Raw genomic sequence first — 17,452 nt, forward strand, 5'->3', positions numbered from 1 at the left:
GCAATAACATGACTGAATGACATTCCGGAAGCTTTATCCCGCGAGTGTTGCCGCGACGCCTACTTCCGTTGCCAAACGCGCCATCTTCGACAGAATTGCCGCAGTTCCCTTGAGCCGCGCCTCCAGCGTTGGCCAGTCGCGGGCAAAAACCAGTTTCTGGTCCGGCTTTATCCGCACCTGCATCTGCGGATCGGAAACCATGCGCACCAGGCCAGCTGGATTTGGGAACTCGCGGTTGCGCAGCGTGATGACCGCACCTTTGGGGCCAGCATCCACCTTCTCGACGTTCGCGGTGCGGCACAGCGCCTTGACGAGGATCACCTTGAGCAGGGCTTCGACTTCCTCAGGCAATGGTCCAAACCGATCGATCAGTTCGGCGCCTGCTCCGTCGATTTCGCGGGCGTCAGACAGGTCGCCAAGGCGGCGATAGAGCTGCATGCGAACTTGGAGATCTGGCACGTAGTGCTCCGGGATCATTACCGGCATGCCGAGCGAGATCGTCGGGCTCCACTCGTTGCGGTCTTCATAGTCCGCATCGCCATTGCGAAGCGCAGCAACCGCCTCCTCCAGCATCGCCTGGTAGAGCTCGAAGCCGACCTCGCGGATGTGACCCGACTGCTCGTCGCCGAGCAGGTTGCCTGCACCGCGGATATCGAGGTCATGGCTCGCCAGCTGGAAGCCTGCCCCGAGCGTTTCCAGCGACTGCAGAACGCTGAGCCGCCGTTCCGCCGTATCGTTAAGTTTACGGTCGGCAGGAACCGTGAAGAGCGCATAGGCGCGCTGCTTGGCGCGTCCGATACGTCCACGGATCTGGTAGAGCTGCGCGAGACCGAAATTGTCGGCGCGATGCACGATCAGGGTGTTCGCGTTTGGGATATCGAGACCCGATTCGACGATTGTGGTGGCCACTAATACGTCGAACTTGCCGTCATAGAAGTTGTTCATGATGTCATCGAGTTCGCCCGGCGGCATCTGTCCATTGGCAACGACGAACGAGACTTCCGGGACGTGGGTACGCAGGAACTCAGCGATGTCTGGCTGATCCTTGATCTTGGGCACCACATAGAACGCTTGGCCACCGCGGTATTTTTCGCGCAATAGCGCTTCGCGCACACTGAGCGTGTCGAAGGGTGAGATGAACGTCCGGATGGCGAGGCGATCGACTGGGGCTGTGGCAAGCAGGCTCAGATCGCGAACGCCCGTCAGCGCCAGCTGCAATGTGCGCGGGATCGGTGTGGCGGTGAGCGTGAGGACGTGGACGTTGCCCTTCATCTCCTTCAGCCGTTCCTTGTGGCCGACGCCGAAGTGTTGCTCTTCGTCGATGATCAGCAGGCCAAGGTCCTTGAAGGACACCGACTTGCTGAGCAGCGCGTGGGTACCGACGACGATATCGATCTTGCCGTTTGCAACGCCCTCCTTGGTGGCCTTGAGCTCCGCCGAGGACACAAGGCGCGAGGCTTGAGCGACGCGCAGCGGCAAACCAGAAAAGCGCTCACGGAAGGTCTTGAAGTGCTGCCGGGACAGCAGAGTGGTCGGAACGACGACGGCCACCTGCCGACCGGACATGGCGACGGCGAAGGCAGCGCGCAGGGCGACTTCGGTCTTGCCAAAGCCGACGTCGCCGCACACCAGGCGGTCCATCACACGACCGGACGCGAGATCCTCGAACACGGCGCTGATGGCGGTGAGCTGATCCTCTGTTTCCTCATAGGGGAAGCGAGCTGCAAACTCCTCATATAGACCCGGCTGTACGTCCATGGGTGGCACGGTGCTGATCTGGCGCAGGGCGGCGATCTTGATGAGTTGCTCCGCCATCTCGCGGATGCGCTTCTTGAGCTTGCTCTTTTTAGCCTGCCAGGCGACGCCGCCCAACTTGTCGAGCTCTATGACTGCGTCGGCGCCGTAGCGCGACAACAGCTCGATATTCTCCACGGGCAGGTAGAGCTTGGTGTTGCCCGCATACTCGATCTCGACGCAGTCGTGCGGCGCGCCTGCCACCTCGATGGTCTTGAGGCCGAGGAAGCGGCCGATGCCGTGATCGACGTGGACCACCAGGTCACCAGCTGCGAGCCCGGTAGCCTCGGTCAGAGCGTCAGAGGCGCGCTTGCGCCTCTGTGGTCGCAGTAGACGTTCGCCAAGAATATCTTGCTCAGAGAGCACCAGCATGGTCTCGGTCTGGAAACCGGTTTCGAGACCCAGAACAACCAGCGCCGTGGTTTCAGACGAGGTGGTCTCAGCGTCGCGCCAGTTTTCGGCCAGCCTCGGGTGCGCGAGGCCATGGTCGGCCAGCACCTGCGCCATGCGATCGCGTGAGCCCTCGGACCAGCAGGCGATGATGGTGCGGCGGCCCGCCTTCCGCTCAGTTTTGAAGAGCTTGACCACCGCCTCGAAGAGATTGACCTCCTGCGACTGCCGTTCAGCGGCGAAACTTGGTGCCATGCGCCCGCCGGCGTCATCGGCACGCTTCGCATCCGGCGCGAGGAACGGCGACAACTGCAGCACGCCTTTGGCCGGAGCCAGGGCGTAGGGCGCGGCAGTCATTTCGTAGAGCTGCTCTGGCGGAACAGGCTTGTAGGGGGCAACGGCAGTGGGCGACTGCTTTTCGTGGCGCGCCTGCTCACGCGCTTCATAGTAGTCCGCGATCTGCTTCTGGCGATCGGCGAACGCTTCACGGGCCTGATCGTCGAAGACGTATGGGGCATCAGCCGAATAGGCGACGAGATGGTCGAGATGGTCGTAGAAGAACGGCAGCCAGTGCTCGATCCCAGGGAAGCGCTGCGCGGCGCTTACAGCGGCGTAGAGCGGGTCGTCGACCGTATTGCCACCGAACATGGTGGTGTAGCGGTTGCGGAAGCGCTTCACGCATTCGTCGTTGAGCAGCACCTCGCTCATCGGCGCCAGGGCGACGCCCTTGAGGTTGCCAGTAGTGCGCTGCGTATCAGGATCGAAGGTGCGGATCGACTCGAGCTGGCGACCGAAGAAGTCGAAGCGGAGCGGGAAGTCCACGCCGGCGGGATAGAGATCGATCAAGCCGCCTCGCACCGCATATTCGCCGGTCTCGCGCACCGTTGGCACGCGCAGGTAGCCATTGCATGAGGCCCACTTGATCAGCTTTTCGCTGTCGACCACCTGCCCCGGCGTGGCCGAAAAACTCATACGCGCCACGATTTCGCGCGGCGGAAGCTTTTGAACCAGTGCATTGACCGTGGTGAGCACGATGGCACCCCGTGCGGCGCCACTGGCGATGGTCGAAAGCGTTGTCATGCGCGCCGCGATGGTGACGCCATTGGGCGAGACGCGGTCGTATGGCAGGCAGTCCCAGGCGGGGAGTGTCAGCACCGGGTGCCCAGGCAGTAGTTGTTCCAGGATTTCCGACATGCGCTGCAGCCGGCGGCCGTCGCGGGCGACAAAGACCGCGCTGACAGGGGCATCCGGCGACACCTTGAGCCGTTCTTCGACCAGCCGCGCAAGGACGACCGGCTGCATGCCATCGGGCACATTGGAGATGGTGCGGTCGGCGCGCTGTTCAGCCATGGGTTTCTCTGCGGAAGGCGAGGAGGCGGTCAAGAAAGTCCCGGTCGGCGTCGGCGGGGGTCGGTTCCTGGCCCATCAGCCACTTGAGCAAGTCGGTGTCAGCCTCTTCGAGGAGCTGCTCGAAACGATCGAGATCGGGCGGTGAAAGGCTTTCGAGCTTTGCGTCGGCAAAGGGCCCGAGCATCAAGTCCATTTCCTTGGTCCCCCGATGCCAGGCGCGATAACGCACGCGGCGAATCCGAATAGCCAAAAGTTCACCGGCGTTATCTAGGGGGGCCATGAGCGGGTCGTCTCAATGATGTGGAGGCCGTTCTTAGGCTGTTCGAACGAGCTTGTCATCCCACCCGTCTTGACATCCAATAAGCCTGCACTTATGTATTTTCTATAAGCCAATACTTATGGAACGACATGCAACCGTACACCGCCCCCTCCGACCCGAGCGACGTCATGCGCACCCTCGCCGATCCGACGCGACGCTCGCTCTATGAGGCGATCGTCACGCGGGGTGAGACCTCGGTTATTGACCTGACGAGAGGCACCGATGTCTCCCAACCGGCAGTCTCTCAGCACCTCAAGGCTCTGCGAGCCGCTCGACTGGTCAACGAGCGGCGCGAAGGCCGCAACAACTTCTATAGTGCCACCCCCGACGGTCTGGCCCCGCTTGTCGACTGGGTCGGCCACTACGGCGCTTTCTGGCGCGACCGCATGACCGCTCTTAGAACCCTGCTCTCGGAGATCGACCCAAAATGAACACCGCCACTCCCGCTTCTGACTCATTCTCGACGCGTGCCATCGTGGTTGAGGACGTGCTTCCCCACGCTCCGGAGAAGGTCTGGAAGGCCCTCACGCACCGTGCCTATCTCAGCCGATGGCTGATGCAAAACGACTTCCAGCCGGTCGTCGGCCACAAGTTCACCTTCAAGGCGCAGCCGATGGGTGACTGGGATGGCATCGTTCACTGCGAGGTATTGGAATGCGACCCACCCCGGCGCCTCGTCTACACCTGGGTCGGCGGCTCGCTGACCAACCCGACATACGGCTCGGCACTCGATTCGGTGCTCACGCTGTCGCTCACCCCGGTGAATGGGGGCACCCTCCTCAAGCTGGTGCATGACGGCTTCAAGTCGCCTCAAAACGATGCCGGGTTCAACGCCATGAGCAGCGGTTGGGGCACGATCATCCAGCGCATCAGCGCTCTGATTGCGGAAATGCCGGACTGAGCGGCTTCCACTGCTACTCCGGGCGTTGATGGCCTGCTAGGCTGGTTGAGACATAACCAACCAGCCCACATGCCGCGCCCGACCTCACTCGATCCAATGTTCCGTTCGCTGCACTCGATCAAGGGTGTGGGCCCGCAGCTATCGGCTCTGCTGACACGCTTCTTTGGCGCGCCCGAGGGGCAAGAATCGATCGCGCTTGATCTGCTCATGCACATGCCGTCGGGCGTCATAGATCGGCGGCGCATGGATGGCGTGGCGCGGGCGGTGCACAACAATGTTGCGACGCTGAAACTCCACATCGACCGGCACCAGTCGCCACCCCGTGGCAAGGCGCATCTCCCGCACCGGGTGTTTACGCATGACGAGACCGGTGAGATCCAGTTGGTCTATTTCCGCGCCCAGGGCGGCTGGGTGGAAAAGCTCCTGCCAGTCGGGGAGGAACGCTACGTCTCGGGGACGATCGGGTTCTTCCAGGGCGAGAAGCAGATCACGCATCCGGACTTCGTGGTGGAAGTCGGCAAGTTCGAGGACATGCCGCTGGTCGAGCCGGTCTACCCCCTCACCCATGGGCTCAGTTCGCGCGTGTTGATCAAGCTGACGCGGCAGGTGCTCGAAAGCCTGACCGATCTGCCGGAGTGGGTCCCGGAAGAACGGCTGGAGCAGTTCAAATGGCCGAGCTTTCGCGCCGCAATGTCATCCGCCCATGCGCCCGAAACGCCCGAGGAGGCCGAGCTCTGGTCGCCCGGCCGTATGCGGCTTGCCTATGACGAATACCTCGCGGGGCAACTCGCGCTACTGATCGTCCGTTCTCAGCTTGTTGCGCCGCGTGGCATTGCGCGGCAGTTTGACGGATCGATTTCTGCACAAGTCGAAGCGGCCCTGCCGTACCAACTCACCGAGGGCCAGAAGCTCGCGGTTGAGGACATCCGGCGCGATCTGGCAGCGCCGGAGCGCATGTCGCGACTGCTGCAGGGGGATGTGGGCGCTGGCAAGACCGTCGTCGCTTTGATGGCAATGGCGGCCATGGCCGAGAGCGGGGCGCAATCGGCGCTGATGACGCCGACGGAGTTGCTGGCAGCGCAGCACTTCCGCACGCTCAAGCCCATCTGCGATGCTGTCGGTATCGGCATCGTGCTGCTGACTGGCAAGATGAGCGCTGCGGAGCGCCGTGCGGTACTTGCACCCATTGCCAGCGGGACGACCAGCATCGTGATTGGGACACATGCGCTGTTCCAGTCCGGCGTCGAGTTCCACAATCTGGGCCTCACCGTCGTCGATGAGCAGCACCGGTTCGGCGTGCACCAGCGGCTGGCGCTGAGCGAAAAGGGTGCGCATGCCGATCTTCTGGTGATGACGGCGACACCCATTCCGCGCACCCTGGTGCTCACCCATTTCGGCGACATGGCGGTCAGCATCCTCCGCGAGAAGCCACGAGGCCGCCAGCCGATCGATACGGCGGTGCTATCCATCGGCGAGTACGCCCGGATCGTTGGACGGCTGCAGGCGCGCATCTCCGAAGGTGCGCAGGCGTTCTGGGTCTGTCCGCTGGTCGAGGAGAGTGAGACGCTGGATGTGGTGTCGGCAGAGGATAGGTTCGCCGAACTGAAGCAGGTTTTCGGCGACGATCTCGCGCTGGTGCATGGCCGAATGAGTGCCGCCGCCAAACAGGAGGCGATGGATCGGTTCCAGCGCAACGAAGCCAAGATTCTCGTCGCTACCACGGTGATCGAGGTCGGCGTCGATGTGCCGAACGCCTCGATCATGATCATTGAGCACGCCGAGCGCTTCGGCCTCGCCCAGTTGCACCAGTTGCGTGGACGCGTCGGCCGCGGCTCGCAGCGGTCTGCCTGTCTGCTGGTCTATAAGGAGCCCCTCAGTCTCACCGCCACCGAGCGGCTGGAGACGATCAAGAGCACCGAGGATGGCTTTGTGATCGCCGAAAAGGACCTTGAGCTGCGCGGGCAAGGCGACGTGCTCGGAACGCGGCAGTCGGGCATGCCGGGCTATCATCTGGCGGTGCCAGATGTGCATCGGCATCTGCTGGAATGGGCGCATGACGACGCCAAGGCGGCGCTGACCGGTAACCCGGGATTGACCGGTGAGGATGGCGAAGCCTTGCGGACGCTCCTCTACCTCTTCCGCAAGGACCTTGCGATCCCGCTGCTCCGAGCCGGCTAGCTCAGGTCGAGCGCATACTTCTTCAGAACTTCGATTTCGATGTGGCGCAACACCGACTGATGAGTTGCGCCCAAAACGATGCGTGGGGCCATACCCGCCTGCAGCGCCTCCATCCAGCGCAACGCGACGAGGCACCAGCGGTCACCTGCCTTGAGGCCCGGGAAGGCGTATTCGGGCATTGGGGTCGAGAGGTCGTTGCCGCGCGATTTCGAGAACGCCAGAAAGGCGTCCGTCATCTCGGCACACACAGTGTGGCGGCCTTCGTCTGCGGGACCGGTCGAGCAATTGCCGTTTCGAAAGAACCCCGTCACGGGGCTAGTCGAGCAGGGCTGCAAGGGTTGGCCGAAGACGTTGAGCTCCGGCTCCTGCTCGTAAAAGGGCTTATTCAACCGTCACACTCTTCGCCAGGTTACGCGGCTGGTCCACGTCTGTGCCCATGAAAACTGCCGTGTGGTAGGCCAGCAGCTGTACCGGGATGGTGGCAAGGATCGGGGCCACGAAGCTCGACACCTTGGGCAGGATGATGATGTCGGCGACGCCGTGACCCACGGCCGCTGCACCAGTCGCGTCGGTGATCAGGATGATCTTGCCGCCGCGCGCGGCGACTTCCTGCATGTTGGAAAGCGTTTTTTCCATCAGCTCGTCCGACGGCGCGACCACGATCACGGGCATGAGTTCGTCGACCAGCGCGATCGGGCCATGCTTGAGTTCACCGGCTGCATAGCCTTCGGCATGGATGTAACTGATTTCCTTGAGCTTCAGAGCACCTTCCATGGCGATGGGGAACATCTGGCCGCGGCCCAGGTACAGGACGTCCTTGGCTTTCGAAAGGCCCTTGGAGATGCGCTCGATCTCACTTTCGGTGCCCAAGGCCGCGGAGATGGCGCTTGGCAGCGCTACCAGGCTGCGCACCAGTTCGGCTTCCTGCTCGCGGTTGATGGTGCCGCGAGCGACGCCGGCAGCGACAGCGAGGCTGGCCAGCGCGGTGAGCTGTGCAGTGAAGGCCTTGGTCGAGGCGACGCCGATTTCGGGGCCGCAGAGCGTCGGGAACACCACCTGGCTTTCGCGGGCCATGGTGGATTCCGGTGAGTTCAGCAACGACGCAACGTACTGGCCCTGCCCGGCGCAGTAGCGCAGCGCAGCCAGAGTGTCGGCGGTCTCGCCGGACTGAGAGATAAAGAGGCTCAGGCCGTTCGGCTCCAGCGGCGGCTCTCGGTAGCGGAACTCGGATGCCACATCGACATCGACGGGTAGACGGGCGTAGCGCTCGAACCAGTATTTTGCGACCAGCCCGGCGAAGTATGCCGTACCGCAGGCGGAAATGGTCAGCCGGCTAAGCTTGGCGAAATCGAACGGCAAAGTCTCGCGCAGCGCCACGCGCTCGCTGCCCATGTCGACGAAATGGCTCAGGGTGTGGGAGATGGTCTCCGGCTGCTCGTAGATTTCCTTGGCCATGAAGTGGCGATGATTGCCCTTGTCGACCAGCATCGCAGAGGCGGCCGACACGAGAGTCTCGCGCTGCACGACTACGTCCGAGCCGTCGCGGATGGTGACGCCGTTCTTGGTCAGCACTGCCCAGTCGCCATCGAGCAGGTAGGAGAGTCGGGACGTAAACGGCGCGAGCGCCATGGCGTCCGAACCCAGGTACATTTCGGTCGCGCCGTAGCCGATGGCCAAGGGGGCGCCACTGCGGGCGGCGATCAGCAGGGCGTCCTCGCCCTTGAACATGAAGGCCAAGGCAAACGCGCCGCGAAGGATCTTCAGAGTGCGTGCTACGGCCATCTCAGGGTCGAGGCCACGATCCAGTTCGCGGGTCACCCAGAGCGCCACCGACTCGGTGTCGGTCTGCGTCTTGGGCAGGTAGCCGTCCTTGGCGAGGTCTTCGAGCAGTTCGCGGAAGTTCTCGATGATGCCGTTGTGGACGACGGCGACCTTGTCGGTCGCGTGCGGGTGGGCATTGCCCTCGGTCGGGGCGCCGTGGGTGGCCCAGCGGGTATGGCCGATGCCGATGTTGCCGGCGAGAGGTTCGAAACTCAGCTTCTGGGCGAGGTTCCCGAGTTTGCCCTCGGCGCGGCGGCGGCTGATCTGGCCACTCTCAAGCGTTGCGACGCCTGCGCTGTCGTAGCCGCGGTACTCAAGGCGCTTCAGCGCATCCACGAGGCGTGGAGCAACTGGTGCAGTCCCGATAATCCCGACGATGCCGCACATGGCGTTACCCCTTGGTCTTGGACTTCTTGATGGCTTCAGCGCGGGCGCGCAGCTTTGAAGCGTAGCCCGGCTTGTTTTCCTGTTTAGCTCGCGCAATCGCGAGATCGTCGGCCGCAACGTCGCGAGTGATGACGCTACCCGAGGCAACGTAGGCGCCATCGCCGATAGTCACCGGCGCGACGAGTGACGAGTTGGAGCCGATAAAGGCCCCTGCCCCGATCACCGTCTTGGACTTGTTCACGCCATCGTAGTTGCAGGTGATGGTGCCCGCTCCGAGGTTTGCCTTGGCGCCCACCTCGGCATCACCAACATAGCTCAGATGGGGAAGCTTGGCGCCCTTGCCGATCTTGGCGTTCTTGACCTCGACGAAGTTGCCGACTTTGGCACCTTCGGCCAGATCAGCACCGGGCCGCAGGCGGGCGAATGGACCGACCGAGACGCCAGCACCGATGGTGGCGCCCTCGATATGCGAGAAGGCATGGATGACCGCGCCCTCACTGATCTTCACGCCGGGGCCGAATACCACGTTGGGCTCGATGACGACGTCTTGAGCGATCTCGGTGTCGTAGCTGAAGTAGACGGTCCTGGGGTCCTTGAGCGTCACCCCGGCCTTCATGAAGTCGTCGCGGCGCAGGTCCTGGAACTGCGCCTCGGCCTTGGCGAGTTGGGCGCGGTCGTTGACGCCCAGAACTTCGCTTTCGTCCGCCCGCGTGTATGCGACGCGGCGACCATCGGCATTGGCAATCTCGATGACGTCCGTGAGGTAGAACTCGCCCTTGGCGTTCTTATTTTCGATGCGATCGATCACCTGGCGCAGGGTCTCGGCCTTGAAGCCAATAATGCCGGAGTTGCACAGCGTGACCGCGCGCTCTTCTTCGCTGGCATCCTTATGCTCGCGGATGGCCAGCAGTTGATCGCCGGACGTGAGCATGCGGCCATAGCCTGTCGGATCGGCAGCGTCGAAGCCAACCACTGCTATGTCGGCGCCTGCGTCGAGCAACTCTGTCACAGCGGAAATGGTCTTGGCACCAATCAGGGGCGCGTCACCGAGGAGCACCACCACGTTACCCGTCGCCGACTCGAAAGCAGCACGCGCTTCGCGCACTGCGTGACCAGTCCCCAACCTAGACGTCTGGCTGACAAACTGAACCGACGGCATCCTCGACTGCAGATCGTCCGCAATCGCCTCGTGATTGGGTCCTATCACTACGGTGACTGCGGTCGATCCGGCTCTAGTGGCAGCATGCAGCACGTGGGCGGCGAGCGGCAAACCACCCACCGGATGCAGCACCTTGGGTAGTGCAGACCGCATGCGGGTGCCTTCGCCCGCAGCCAGTATGATCGACAGTAGTTCAGTCATGAGCCCCCCTCAGTTCGGGCGAGGTTTCCCCCGTGTTTATGGCAGTAAGTTGTTGGGAATCCGATAACGCGGTTACGGAGTGGTAAACTGGTTCAAACAGCCTGATTCGTAAGGCTTTGTGAGGACGACACTTGGCGAAGGCAGCAGACCAGTTCCGGGCATCCGATGTCACGGTGTGGGGAATCGTGGCGTTGAGCATCTGGGCGGTCGCGGTGCTTGGCGCCAACGTGTCTGCGCTGGTACCGGCAGGGGTGTATGCGGCCATGCATGCCTCGCGGCTCGAAGGCAGCACGCTGAACCAGTTGCGGACGCAGGTCGCAGCGCTTGAGGAGCAAGCCGCCAAAATGCAGCAGGCCAGCAACCTGATGCAGCAGCGGTTCGCCATGAGCGAGGAAGCCTCGGGAGCTGTGACCAAGCGTGTCGGTGCACTCGAGGTCAGCCTGCCCCGAATTGTCGAAGCCCAGTCCGCGATGAGCCAGCCAGTTGACACGACGACGACTGGGTCGATCGATGATGGCAAGACGCTGACGTTCGACGTCGATGGTGGCAGCGTTTCTGTGCAGCAACGCCCGCTCTTTGGTGGTTCGGGTGAGGTGACATTCCGTCCAGTGCAGCAGGCTGAGATTCCTCCGATGGTAACCACTGGCGATGCGGCGATGGGCATTGCCATCGGATTTCCAGTCGGCAACGACGAAGCCGAAGCTGCTTGGCAGGAGACGTTGTCGCAGGTGGGCACTTTGCTGGTCGGGCTTACGCCTGTGCTGAGCCACAACGAAGGCAGCAGTGGTTTGCGCTTGGTCGCAGGTCCCCTCACCGACAAGGCCGCCGCTATCGACCTCTGCAGCAAGCTCGATGCGGTTGGTATACCCTGTGAACCTGTACCTTACGCGGGAACGCCGGTGCCTTTGCTGAACTAGCATTCGGTGCGGACCGCAATTGCGGTTGACACCCGACGTTCTACGTCTATGTTCCGCGCCGACGCGTCCTGCGCCCTTTCGCGCCCGTAGCTCAGTGGTAGAGCATCCGACTTTTAATCGGATGGTCGATGGTTCGAATCCATCCGGGCGTACCACTCCTCTCCTTACATCATTGCTCTCATCGGGAGAGGCGGACGCTTCTCTCTGAAGCAGTCTCGCCGTTCTTCTTGGGCCATTTTTGTTTCCCTGAGGCAACCAAATCCGGGGCCGGTCTTTGTTGTGACGAAACTGCGTCAACAAGGAGCGCGCAATGAACGGGATTATCTATCTGGTCGGCCTCGTGGTGGTCGTCCTCGCGGTTCTGTCTTTCTTCGGCCTGCGTTGAGGGCGCCATGAGCATTCCCGCAATGAACGAAGTTGTCGTAACCGCAGAGCAGGACACCTCCGGAACGTTTGTCGACTGGGCGGCCATCATAGCCGGTATTGTCCTTGCATCAGCTATCTCAATTGTCCTCCTGAGCTTCGGCTCCGCTATCGGCCTTGGGTTTGTGAATTTCCGCGCCGGTGCGGATGTGCTGCCCTTCTGGGTCGCCTTGGCGGCGGCGTTGTGGCTGCTGTGGGTTCAGGTCTCGAGCTTCATGGCAGGTGCCTACCTAACGGGCCGGCTGCGCAAGCGTCACGAAGGGGCGACTGAGCACGAAGTCGATGTCCGTGATGGCGCACATGGCCTGCTCGTCTGGGGCGGCGCCTTGGTCGTCGGTGCTATCATTGCCACCGGCGGGATCGGCGCGGCTGCCTCCGCCGTGGGCTCCGCAACTGCTGCCGTCACCACTGCAGTGTCGAACGCCGAGCCGGACGCCTACTTCGTCGACACACTCTTCCGCACACCGGCGACTGCAACGGCAGCTCCGGTCGCAGATAGTACGGCAGTCCGTGCCGAAGCTGGCCGGATCATCGCAACTGGCGCTGTGAGCGGCACCGTGTCCGACGCCGACAAGGCCTATCTGGGGCAACTGGTTGCGAGCAATACCGGCCTCAGCGCTGATGAAGCCACGGCACGCGTCAATGACGTGATGACGGCGATCGACACCGCTCGTGCCGAAGCTGCCCGTGTTGCCGAAGCTGCACGTCGTACAGGCGTCATCGCGGCGTTTCTCGTTGCCGCCTCGCTGCTCGTCAGCGCAGCAGGTGCGTTCTGGGCTGCCCAGCAGGGTGGCAACCATCGCGACAAGGGCACGGCCTTTGTCTCCGTGTTCCGCCGTCTTTGAACCAAGGGAGATCGTGAAATGCTAAGAGGACTCGGACTTTGGCTCCTGGGCGTGCCCATCTGGCTGATCATCATCATCGTGTTCTTCATCCACCGGTGAAGACCTGAAAGGCGGGCCTCGGGTCCGCCTTTCTTCATTGGACAGGCGCCGGTCCGCTCCAGATCAGGCGCTGCTCGCCGGTAGTCCCGGCGTAGACATCGGATCGGCGCGTATCATCACCGTAGGTCAGCGCGATCCGCTTGGCTGCGACTGCGGCTTCAGCCGAGGTATCGAACGGGCCATAGGCTTTGCCTTCGCAATCCACCCACCATGCGCCCATGCTTTCGATGACGATGAACCAGCAGGTCTTCACGGCGCGACCTCAGAGCCGACCGGTGGCGAGGCGCTGTGCCTCGGTCATCGGCGCAAAGAGCTGGGCGATGCGCATGGCGCCCATGTCGTCTTCGAGGCGTGCAAAGAGTTCGGCGATTTCGGCGTCGGTAACCGCCTCGCGCTCCAGAACCGCCTCAACGCGGAACCAGCGTCGGGTGGAATCGAGAGTAAAACTCGCCGAGATCAACCGACGACCTGCGGAATCCGAGGACTCCAGTTGGACCCGAAGATAGCCGCAGCGATCGAGATTTCTGGCGACGAAGCGGCTCTTTTCTCTATCGAGCGCCTCTTCGATTTCGTTTGTCCATTCAGGCACGGGAGTGCCGCGCTTGGGTCGTCTGGACTGCATCGGTAGCCCCCCGATTGCCGCTGGAATCACGGAAAGCTAGAGAGGCAGTGTGTCGGTGGCTGGACCAGAATGGGGCAGAACCGCGATGCTGAGACTTGTACGGAAACCGCTAACCACAAGCCCCTGACGGCGATCGATTATTGCTCGGCAGTCGTGACTACAATCGCGCCGCGGCGTGTCGCGACGATGGTGTGTTCATACTGGACGCAGGGTGCTGCGGGCTTGCTTATGAGTGTCCAGGGGTCATCTTCGGACTTCTCATCGGCCATGCGGCCGCCGAGCGACAGGAACGGCTCGACCGTGAAAACGAGGCCCTCGGTGATCCGCCGGCGTTCACGGCGATCGGGCCAGGTGGAGATCTCGCCGGGCTCATCATGGAGGCTGTCGCCGACGCCGTGGCTAGCGAGGTTTTCGATCAGCGTGTAGCGGTTCCGCTTGGCGAAGGCGCCGATGGCGTTGCCGATTTCGGCGAGCCCGGCGCCGGTGCGCACTGCCCGGATACCCTCCCACATGGCGCGCTTGCCGTCGCGGCAGAGCGCAACGAGCCGGGCGTCGGCGTCAGGGACGACGAACGAGGCGCCGGTGTCGGCGAAGACGCCATCCAGTTCAGCCGAAACGTCGATATTGACCAGGTCTCCAGCGCGGATGACGCGGTCGCCGGGGATGCCGTGGGCGATCTCCTCGTTCACCGAAATGCAGGTGGCACCGGGGAAGTTGTAGGTGATTTCCGGCGCCGAGCGCGCGCCGTGGGCATCAAGGATGGACCGGCCAAGATTGTCGAGCTCGATGGTGGTGATCCCCGGCTTCAGCGCAGCCGCCATCGCGTCGCGGGCGATGGCGCAAATACGGCCGATGGCTTTAAGGCGTTCGAGCTCGGCTTCGGTCGTGATGGTCACGCTGCGGGTCAGCCCTTCATCTTCAGATAGGCATCCACCAGCCCCTTGGTGGAGCTGTCATGGCCATCGGCCTTGGCCTTGCCCTCGACCTTGGGGAGCAGCGCCTTGGCGAGTTGCTTTCCCAATTCGACGCCCCACTGGTCGTAGGAATTAACGCCCCAGATTGTGCCCTGGACAAAGACCTTGTGCTCGTAGAGGGCGACAAGGCTGCCGAGCCGTTCAGGTGTGAGCTTGGGATAGAGCAACGTGTTGGACGGGCGGTTGCCCGGGAACATCTTGTGCGGGGTGAGCGCTTTGATCTTGGCCTTGTCGAGGCCCTGAGCGGTCAGTTCGGCAACCACTTCGTCCTTGGTCTTGCCGAGCATCAGAGCTTCGGACTGCGCCAGCACGTTGGCGACGAGCTTATCGTGGTGCGGCGGCAGCGCTTCATGGGGCTGGGCGGCAACGAGGAAATCGACGGGGATCACCTCGGTGCCCTGGTGGATCAACTGGTAGAAGGCGTGCTGGCCGTTGGTGCCGGGCTCGCCCCAGATGATAGGACCGGTCGGGTAGTCGACCGGCTTGCCGGCGAGGGTTACCGACTTGCCGTTCGATTCCATATCCTGCTGCTGCAGGTAGGCGGCAAAGCGCGAGAGGCGCTGGTCGTACGGCAGGACGGCATGGGTGGGGAAGCCCCAGGCGTTGCGGTACCAAACGCCAAGGAGGCCCATGATGACCGGCAGGTTCTTTTCCAGCTTGGTCTTCAAAAAGTGCTGGTCCATCTCGTAGGCGCCCCTGAGGAACGCCTCGAAATTCTCGTAACCGACGACGATGGCGACCGAGAGGCCGATGGCCGACCAGACCGAGTAGCGGCCGCCGACCCAATCCCAGAAGCCGAAGATGCGATCGGACTTGATGCCGAACTTGGCGCAGGCCTCGAGATTGGTCGAGAGAGCGGCGAAGTGATCGGTCACAGCCGCTTCGCCCAACGCGTTGGCTACCCAGGCGCGGGCCGTGGCCGCATTGGTCATGGTCTCGTCGGTGGTGAAGGTTTTGGATGCGACGATGAACAGCGTGCGCTTGGGGTCGAGCCGCTTCAGCGTGTCGTGCATGTGGGCGCCGTCGACGTTCGAGACGTAGTGGGCGCGGAGGTCGGGGCGGGTATAGGGCTCGAGCGCCAGCGTCACCATGGCGGGGCCGAGGTCGGAGCCGCCGATGCCGATGTTGACGACGTCGGTGAAGGTCTCGCCGGTAGCGCCCTTGATCGAGCCGTCGCGGATCTGATCGGAGAAGGTCTTCATTGCTGCGAGAACGGCGCGGACTTGCGGCATGACGTCGGCGCCATCGATCATAACCGGCTTGGTGCCCATGTAGCGTAGCGCCATGTGCTCGACGGCGCGGTCTTCGGTCGAATTGATATGGTCGCCTGCCCACATGCTGTCGCGGCGCTCTTCAACCTTGGCGGCACGCGCGAGCTCGAACAGAGCTTCCATCGCCTTGGCGTCGATGCGGTTCTTGGAATAGTCGAGCAGCAGGTCGCCGGCCTTGACCGAGAAGGTCTTGAAGCGCGTCGGGTCCTCGGCAAACAGCTGCCGCATTGGCGTTTCGGAGAGCCGCTTGACCGACTTCATCAGCGGATTGAGCAGGGACTTGTTGCCGGCCATGTCGTTGATCTCCGATAGAGCGTTCAGAGCGCGGGCAGATCGCCCGCCACCCATGCTGCCCGGGTTTGTGCCGCATAATCGGCGAGCGCACCAGCCTCGATGGCGGCGCGGGCACCGATGCACAGCTGCTGGTAGTAGCTAAGGTTGATCTGGCTGAGGATCATGGCTCCCAGCATTTCCTCAGTGCGGATCAGGTGGTGCAGGTAGGCGCGGCTGAACCGCCGGCAGTTCGGATTGGGCGACTCGGCATCCAGCGGACGTGGATCGTCTTTATGACGAGCGTTCTTCAGGTTGATGACGCCGAAGCGGGAATAGGCATGGCCGTGACGACCGGCGCGGGTGGGATGGACGCAGTCGAACATATCGACGCCGCGCTCGATGCCGCCGAGGATATCGTCCGGCTTGCCGACGCCCATCAGGTAGCGCGGCTTTTCCGTCGGCAGATCGGGAGTGATTTCGGAGAGGACGCGGAACATCACCTCCTGCGGTTCGCCGACGGCGAGGCCGCCGATGGAATAGCCCGAAAAGCCGATCGACTTGAGCCCGGCCGCGGAACGAGCGCGGAGGTCCGGGTCATCGCCGCCCTGAACGATGCCGAACAGGGCGCGGTGCGGCTGGTTGCCAAACGCGGTCTTGGAGCGCTCGGCCCAGCGCAGCGACAGTTCCATCGCGCGCTGCATTTCCACCTTGGTCGAGGGCAGCGGGATGCACTCGTCGAGCTGCATGATGATGTCGCTGTCGAGGAGCGTCTGAATTTCGATAGAGCGCTCGGGTGTCAGCTCGTGCGCCGAGCCATCGATGTGCGAGCGGAAGGTGACGCCGTGCTCGTTGAGCTTTCGGAGTTTGGCCAGCGACATCACCTGAAAGCCGCCAGAGTCGGTGAGGATCGGGCGCTGCCAGTCCATGAAATCGTGAAGGCCACCCAGAGCGGCCACGCGCTCGGCGCCGGGGCGGAGCATCAGGTGGTAGGTATTGCCGAGGAGAATATCAGCGCCGGTGTCGCGCACCTGCTCTGGGTACATACCCTTGACGGTGCCGACCGTGCCCACTGGCATGAAGGCAGGGGTATTGATTTCGCCACGGGAGGTGTCGATGCGGCCGCGGCGGCCCATGCCATCGGTGGCGAGGAGGGAAAAGGAGAACGGGATCATGCGGCGGTCTTACCCGCCACATGATGGAATGTGAAGGGCAGGCTAAATGGCGGCAACGATCTCTCGATACTCGCTCGTCTCGAACAGGCGCATGTTCGACATGTGAATCGCGCCAACCGCTTCAACTGCGGTCTTGTATTTCGCCATTGCGATCTCGTCGGGCGCGTCAATGATGGCGATCTGATCGTAGTGTCCCGTGGTGAAGTAAAACTGGCTGAGGACGCATCCGAATTTTGCTGCAAGCGCAGTAGATGCGTCGAGTCGCGCTGGGCCATCCTTGATCGTCTTGCGACCTTGGTCCGTACGATGGATGAGAGAGATGTATTTCGGCACGATCTGGCTCCTCCGTTGTGAAC

General features: G+C 62.7%; 16 protein-coding genes and 1 tRNA gene. 6 read left to right on the forward strand and 11 right to left on the reverse strand.

Annotated features, from left to right (window positions below; translation table 11 throughout):
* Positions 1–33: 33 nt before the first annotated feature.
* Together mfd and ACO06J_RS07485 are read right to left on the reverse strand one after the other, a co-directional pair.
* Positions 34–3,534, reverse strand: a complete 3,501-nt coding sequence (gene mfd / locus ACO06J_RS07480) for a transcription-repair coupling factor (protein ID WP_421760077.1) — start codon at positions 3,532–3,534, stop codon at positions 34–36.
* Complete coding sequence (locus ACO06J_RS07485) at positions 3,527–3,727, reverse strand: succinate dehydrogenase assembly factor 2 (RefSeq protein WP_421760078.1); 201 nt, start codon at positions 3,725–3,727, stop codon at positions 3,527–3,529. Before ACO06J_RS07485 ends, mfd begins: the two co-directional genes overlap by 8 nt.
* Positions 3,728–3,942: 215 nt before the next feature.
* Between ACO06J_RS07485 and ACO06J_RS07490 the strand changes: the two genes are divergently transcribed.
* The 3 genes from ACO06J_RS07490 to recG all read left to right on the forward strand — a co-directional run bounded on the left by ACO06J_RS07490 (position 3,943) and on the right by recG (position 6,932).
* Positions 3,943–4,284, forward strand: a complete 342-nt coding sequence (locus ACO06J_RS07490) for an ArsR/SmtB family transcription factor (RefSeq protein WP_421760079.1) — start codon at positions 3,943–3,945, stop codon at positions 4,282–4,284.
* Positions 4,281–4,754: an SRPBCC family protein gene (locus tag ACO06J_RS07495; protein ID WP_421760080.1), complete on the forward strand. Its 474-nt coding sequence runs from the start codon at positions 4,281–4,283 to the stop codon at positions 4,752–4,754. The genes ACO06J_RS07490 and ACO06J_RS07495 overlap by 4 nt, the downstream gene beginning before the upstream one ends.
* A gap of 69 nt (positions 4,755–4,823) precedes the next feature.
* Positions 4,824–6,932 carry an ATP-dependent DNA helicase RecG gene (gene recG, locus ACO06J_RS07500; RefSeq protein ID WP_421760081.1) on the forward strand — a complete coding sequence of 703 codons (2,109 nt, stop codon included), beginning with the start codon at positions 4,824–4,826 and terminating at the stop codon, positions 6,930–6,932.
* Here the strand turns inward: recG and ACO06J_RS07505 are convergent.
* The 3 genes from ACO06J_RS07505 to glmU are packed head-to-tail and all read right to left on the reverse strand — an operon-like array spanning position 6,929 to position 10,500.
* The gene (locus tag ACO06J_RS07505) at positions 6,929–7,321 is read right to left on the reverse strand and encodes a DUF2237 family protein (RefSeq protein ID WP_421760082.1); all 393 of its coding nucleotides are present in this window, start codon (positions 7,319–7,321) and stop codon (positions 6,929–6,931) included. The two genes, recG and ACO06J_RS07505, sit on opposite strands and share 4 nt — an antisense overlap.
* Entirely contained in the window at positions 7,314–9,140 is a 1,827-nt protein-coding gene (gene glmS / locus ACO06J_RS07510) for a glutamine--fructose-6-phosphate transaminase (isomerizing) (protein ID WP_421760083.1), read from the reverse strand. The genes ACO06J_RS07505 and glmS overlap by 8 nt, the downstream gene beginning before the upstream one ends.
* 4 nt (positions 9,141–9,144) lie before the next feature.
* Positions 9,145–10,500, reverse strand: a complete 1,356-nt coding sequence (gene glmU / locus ACO06J_RS07515; protein ID WP_421760084.1) for a bifunctional UDP-N-acetylglucosamine diphosphorylase/glucosamine-1-phosphate N-acetyltransferase GlmU — start codon at positions 10,498–10,500, stop codon at positions 9,145–9,147.
* A 131-nt stretch (positions 10,501–10,631) separates the two neighbouring features.
* Here glmU and ACO06J_RS07520 point away from each other — a divergent pair, with 131 nt between their 5' ends.
* From ACO06J_RS07520 to ACO06J_RS07530, 3 genes are all read left to right on the forward strand, one after another.
* Positions 10,632–11,417, forward strand: coding sequence for a hypothetical protein (locus tag ACO06J_RS07520; protein ID WP_421760085.1), 786 nt, complete (start codon positions 10,632–10,634; stop codon positions 11,415–11,417).
* 80 nt (positions 11,418–11,497) lie between these two features.
* A tRNA-Lys gene (locus tag ACO06J_RS07525) sits at positions 11,498–11,572 on the forward strand.
* A gap of 237 nt (positions 11,573–11,809) precedes the next feature.
* On the forward strand, positions 11,810–12,685 hold the full coding sequence (locus ACO06J_RS07530) for a hypothetical protein (protein WP_421760086.1): 876 nt from the start codon (positions 11,810–11,812) through the stop codon (positions 12,683–12,685).
* 133 nt (positions 12,686–12,818) lie between these two features.
* On the opposite strand, the gene ACO06J_RS07535 is transcribed toward ACO06J_RS07530, so the two are convergent.
* From ACO06J_RS07535 to ACO06J_RS07560, 6 genes are all read right to left on the reverse strand, one after another.
* A complete protein-coding gene (locus ACO06J_RS07535) occupies positions 12,819–13,037 on the reverse strand; it encodes a hypothetical protein (RefSeq protein ID WP_421760087.1) in 219 nt (72 codons plus the stop codon).
* Between the two features lie 9 nt (positions 13,038–13,046).
* Entirely contained in the window at positions 13,047–13,406 is a 360-nt protein-coding gene (locus tag ACO06J_RS07540) for a hypothetical protein (RefSeq protein ID WP_421760088.1), read from the reverse strand.
* 137 nt (positions 13,407–13,543) lie between these two features.
* Positions 13,544–14,302: a type I methionyl aminopeptidase gene (map, locus tag ACO06J_RS07545; RefSeq protein WP_421760089.1), complete on the reverse strand. Its 759-nt coding sequence runs from the start codon at positions 14,300–14,302 to the stop codon at positions 13,544–13,546.
* A gap of 8 nt (positions 14,303–14,310) precedes the next feature.
* Positions 14,311–15,945: a glucose-6-phosphate isomerase gene (pgi, locus tag ACO06J_RS07550; protein WP_421760090.1), complete on the reverse strand. Its 1,635-nt coding sequence runs from the start codon at positions 15,943–15,945 to the stop codon at positions 14,311–14,313.
* Between the two features lie 23 nt (positions 15,946–15,968).
* Positions 15,969–17,096 carry a tRNA guanosine(34) transglycosylase Tgt gene (tgt, locus tag ACO06J_RS07555; protein ID WP_421760091.1) on the reverse strand — a complete coding sequence of 376 codons (1,128 nt, stop codon included), beginning with the start codon at positions 17,094–17,096 and terminating at the stop codon, positions 15,969–15,971.
* Positions 17,097–17,138: 42 nt separating this feature from the next.
* Entirely contained in the window at positions 17,139–17,429 is a 291-nt protein-coding gene (locus ACO06J_RS07560; RefSeq protein ID WP_421760092.1) for a GYD domain-containing protein, read from the reverse strand.
* Positions 17,430–17,452 lie beyond the last annotated feature (23 nt).

The organism is Devosia sp. (assembly GCF_965229025.1).
Taxonomy (GTDB): Bacteria; Pseudomonadota; Alphaproteobacteria; order Rhizobiales; family Devosiaceae; genus Devosia_A.

What these genes read in the sequence shown, in the direction of transcription:
- ACO06J_RS07485 (WP_421760078.1), bottom strand. Translation starts at nt 3,727, where the DNA reads ATGGACTTGATGCTCGGGCCCTTTGCCGACGCAAAGCTCGAAAGCCTT.
- glmS (WP_421760083.1), bottom strand. Translation starts at nt 9,140, where the DNA reads ATGTGCGGCATCGTCGGGATTATCGGGACTGCACCAGTTGCTCCACGC.
- pgi (WP_421760090.1), bottom strand. Translation starts at nt 15,945, where the DNA reads ATGGCCGGCAACAAGTCCCTGCTCAATCCGCTGATGAAGTCGGTCAAG.
- tgt (WP_421760091.1), bottom strand. Translation starts at nt 17,096, where the DNA reads ATGATCCCGTTCTCCTTTTCCCTCCTCGCCACCGATGGCATGGGCCGC.
- ACO06J_RS07540 (WP_421760088.1), bottom strand. Translation starts at nt 13,406, where the DNA reads ATGCAGTCCAGACGACCCAAGCGCGGCACTCCCGTGCCTGAATGGACA.
- ACO06J_RS07490 (WP_421760079.1), top strand. Translation starts at nt 3,943, where the DNA reads ATGCAACCGTACACCGCCCCCTCCGACCCGAGCGACGTCATGCGCACC.
- mfd (WP_421760077.1), bottom strand. Translation starts at nt 3,534, where the DNA reads ATGGCTGAACAGCGCGCCGACCGCACCATCTCCAATGTGCCCGATGGC.
- ACO06J_RS07530 (WP_421760086.1), top strand. Translation starts at nt 11,810, where the DNA reads ATGAGCATTCCCGCAATGAACGAAGTTGTCGTAACCGCAGAGCAGGAC.
- recG (WP_421760081.1), top strand. Translation starts at nt 4,824, where the DNA reads ATGCCGCGCCCGACCTCACTCGATCCAATGTTCCGTTCGCTGCACTCG.
- ACO06J_RS07495 (WP_421760080.1), top strand. Translation starts at nt 4,281, where the DNA reads ATGAACACCGCCACTCCCGCTTCTGACTCATTCTCGACGCGTGCCATC.
- glmU (WP_421760084.1), bottom strand. Translation starts at nt 10,500, where the DNA reads ATGACTGAACTACTGTCGATCATACTGGCTGCGGGCGAAGGCACCCGC.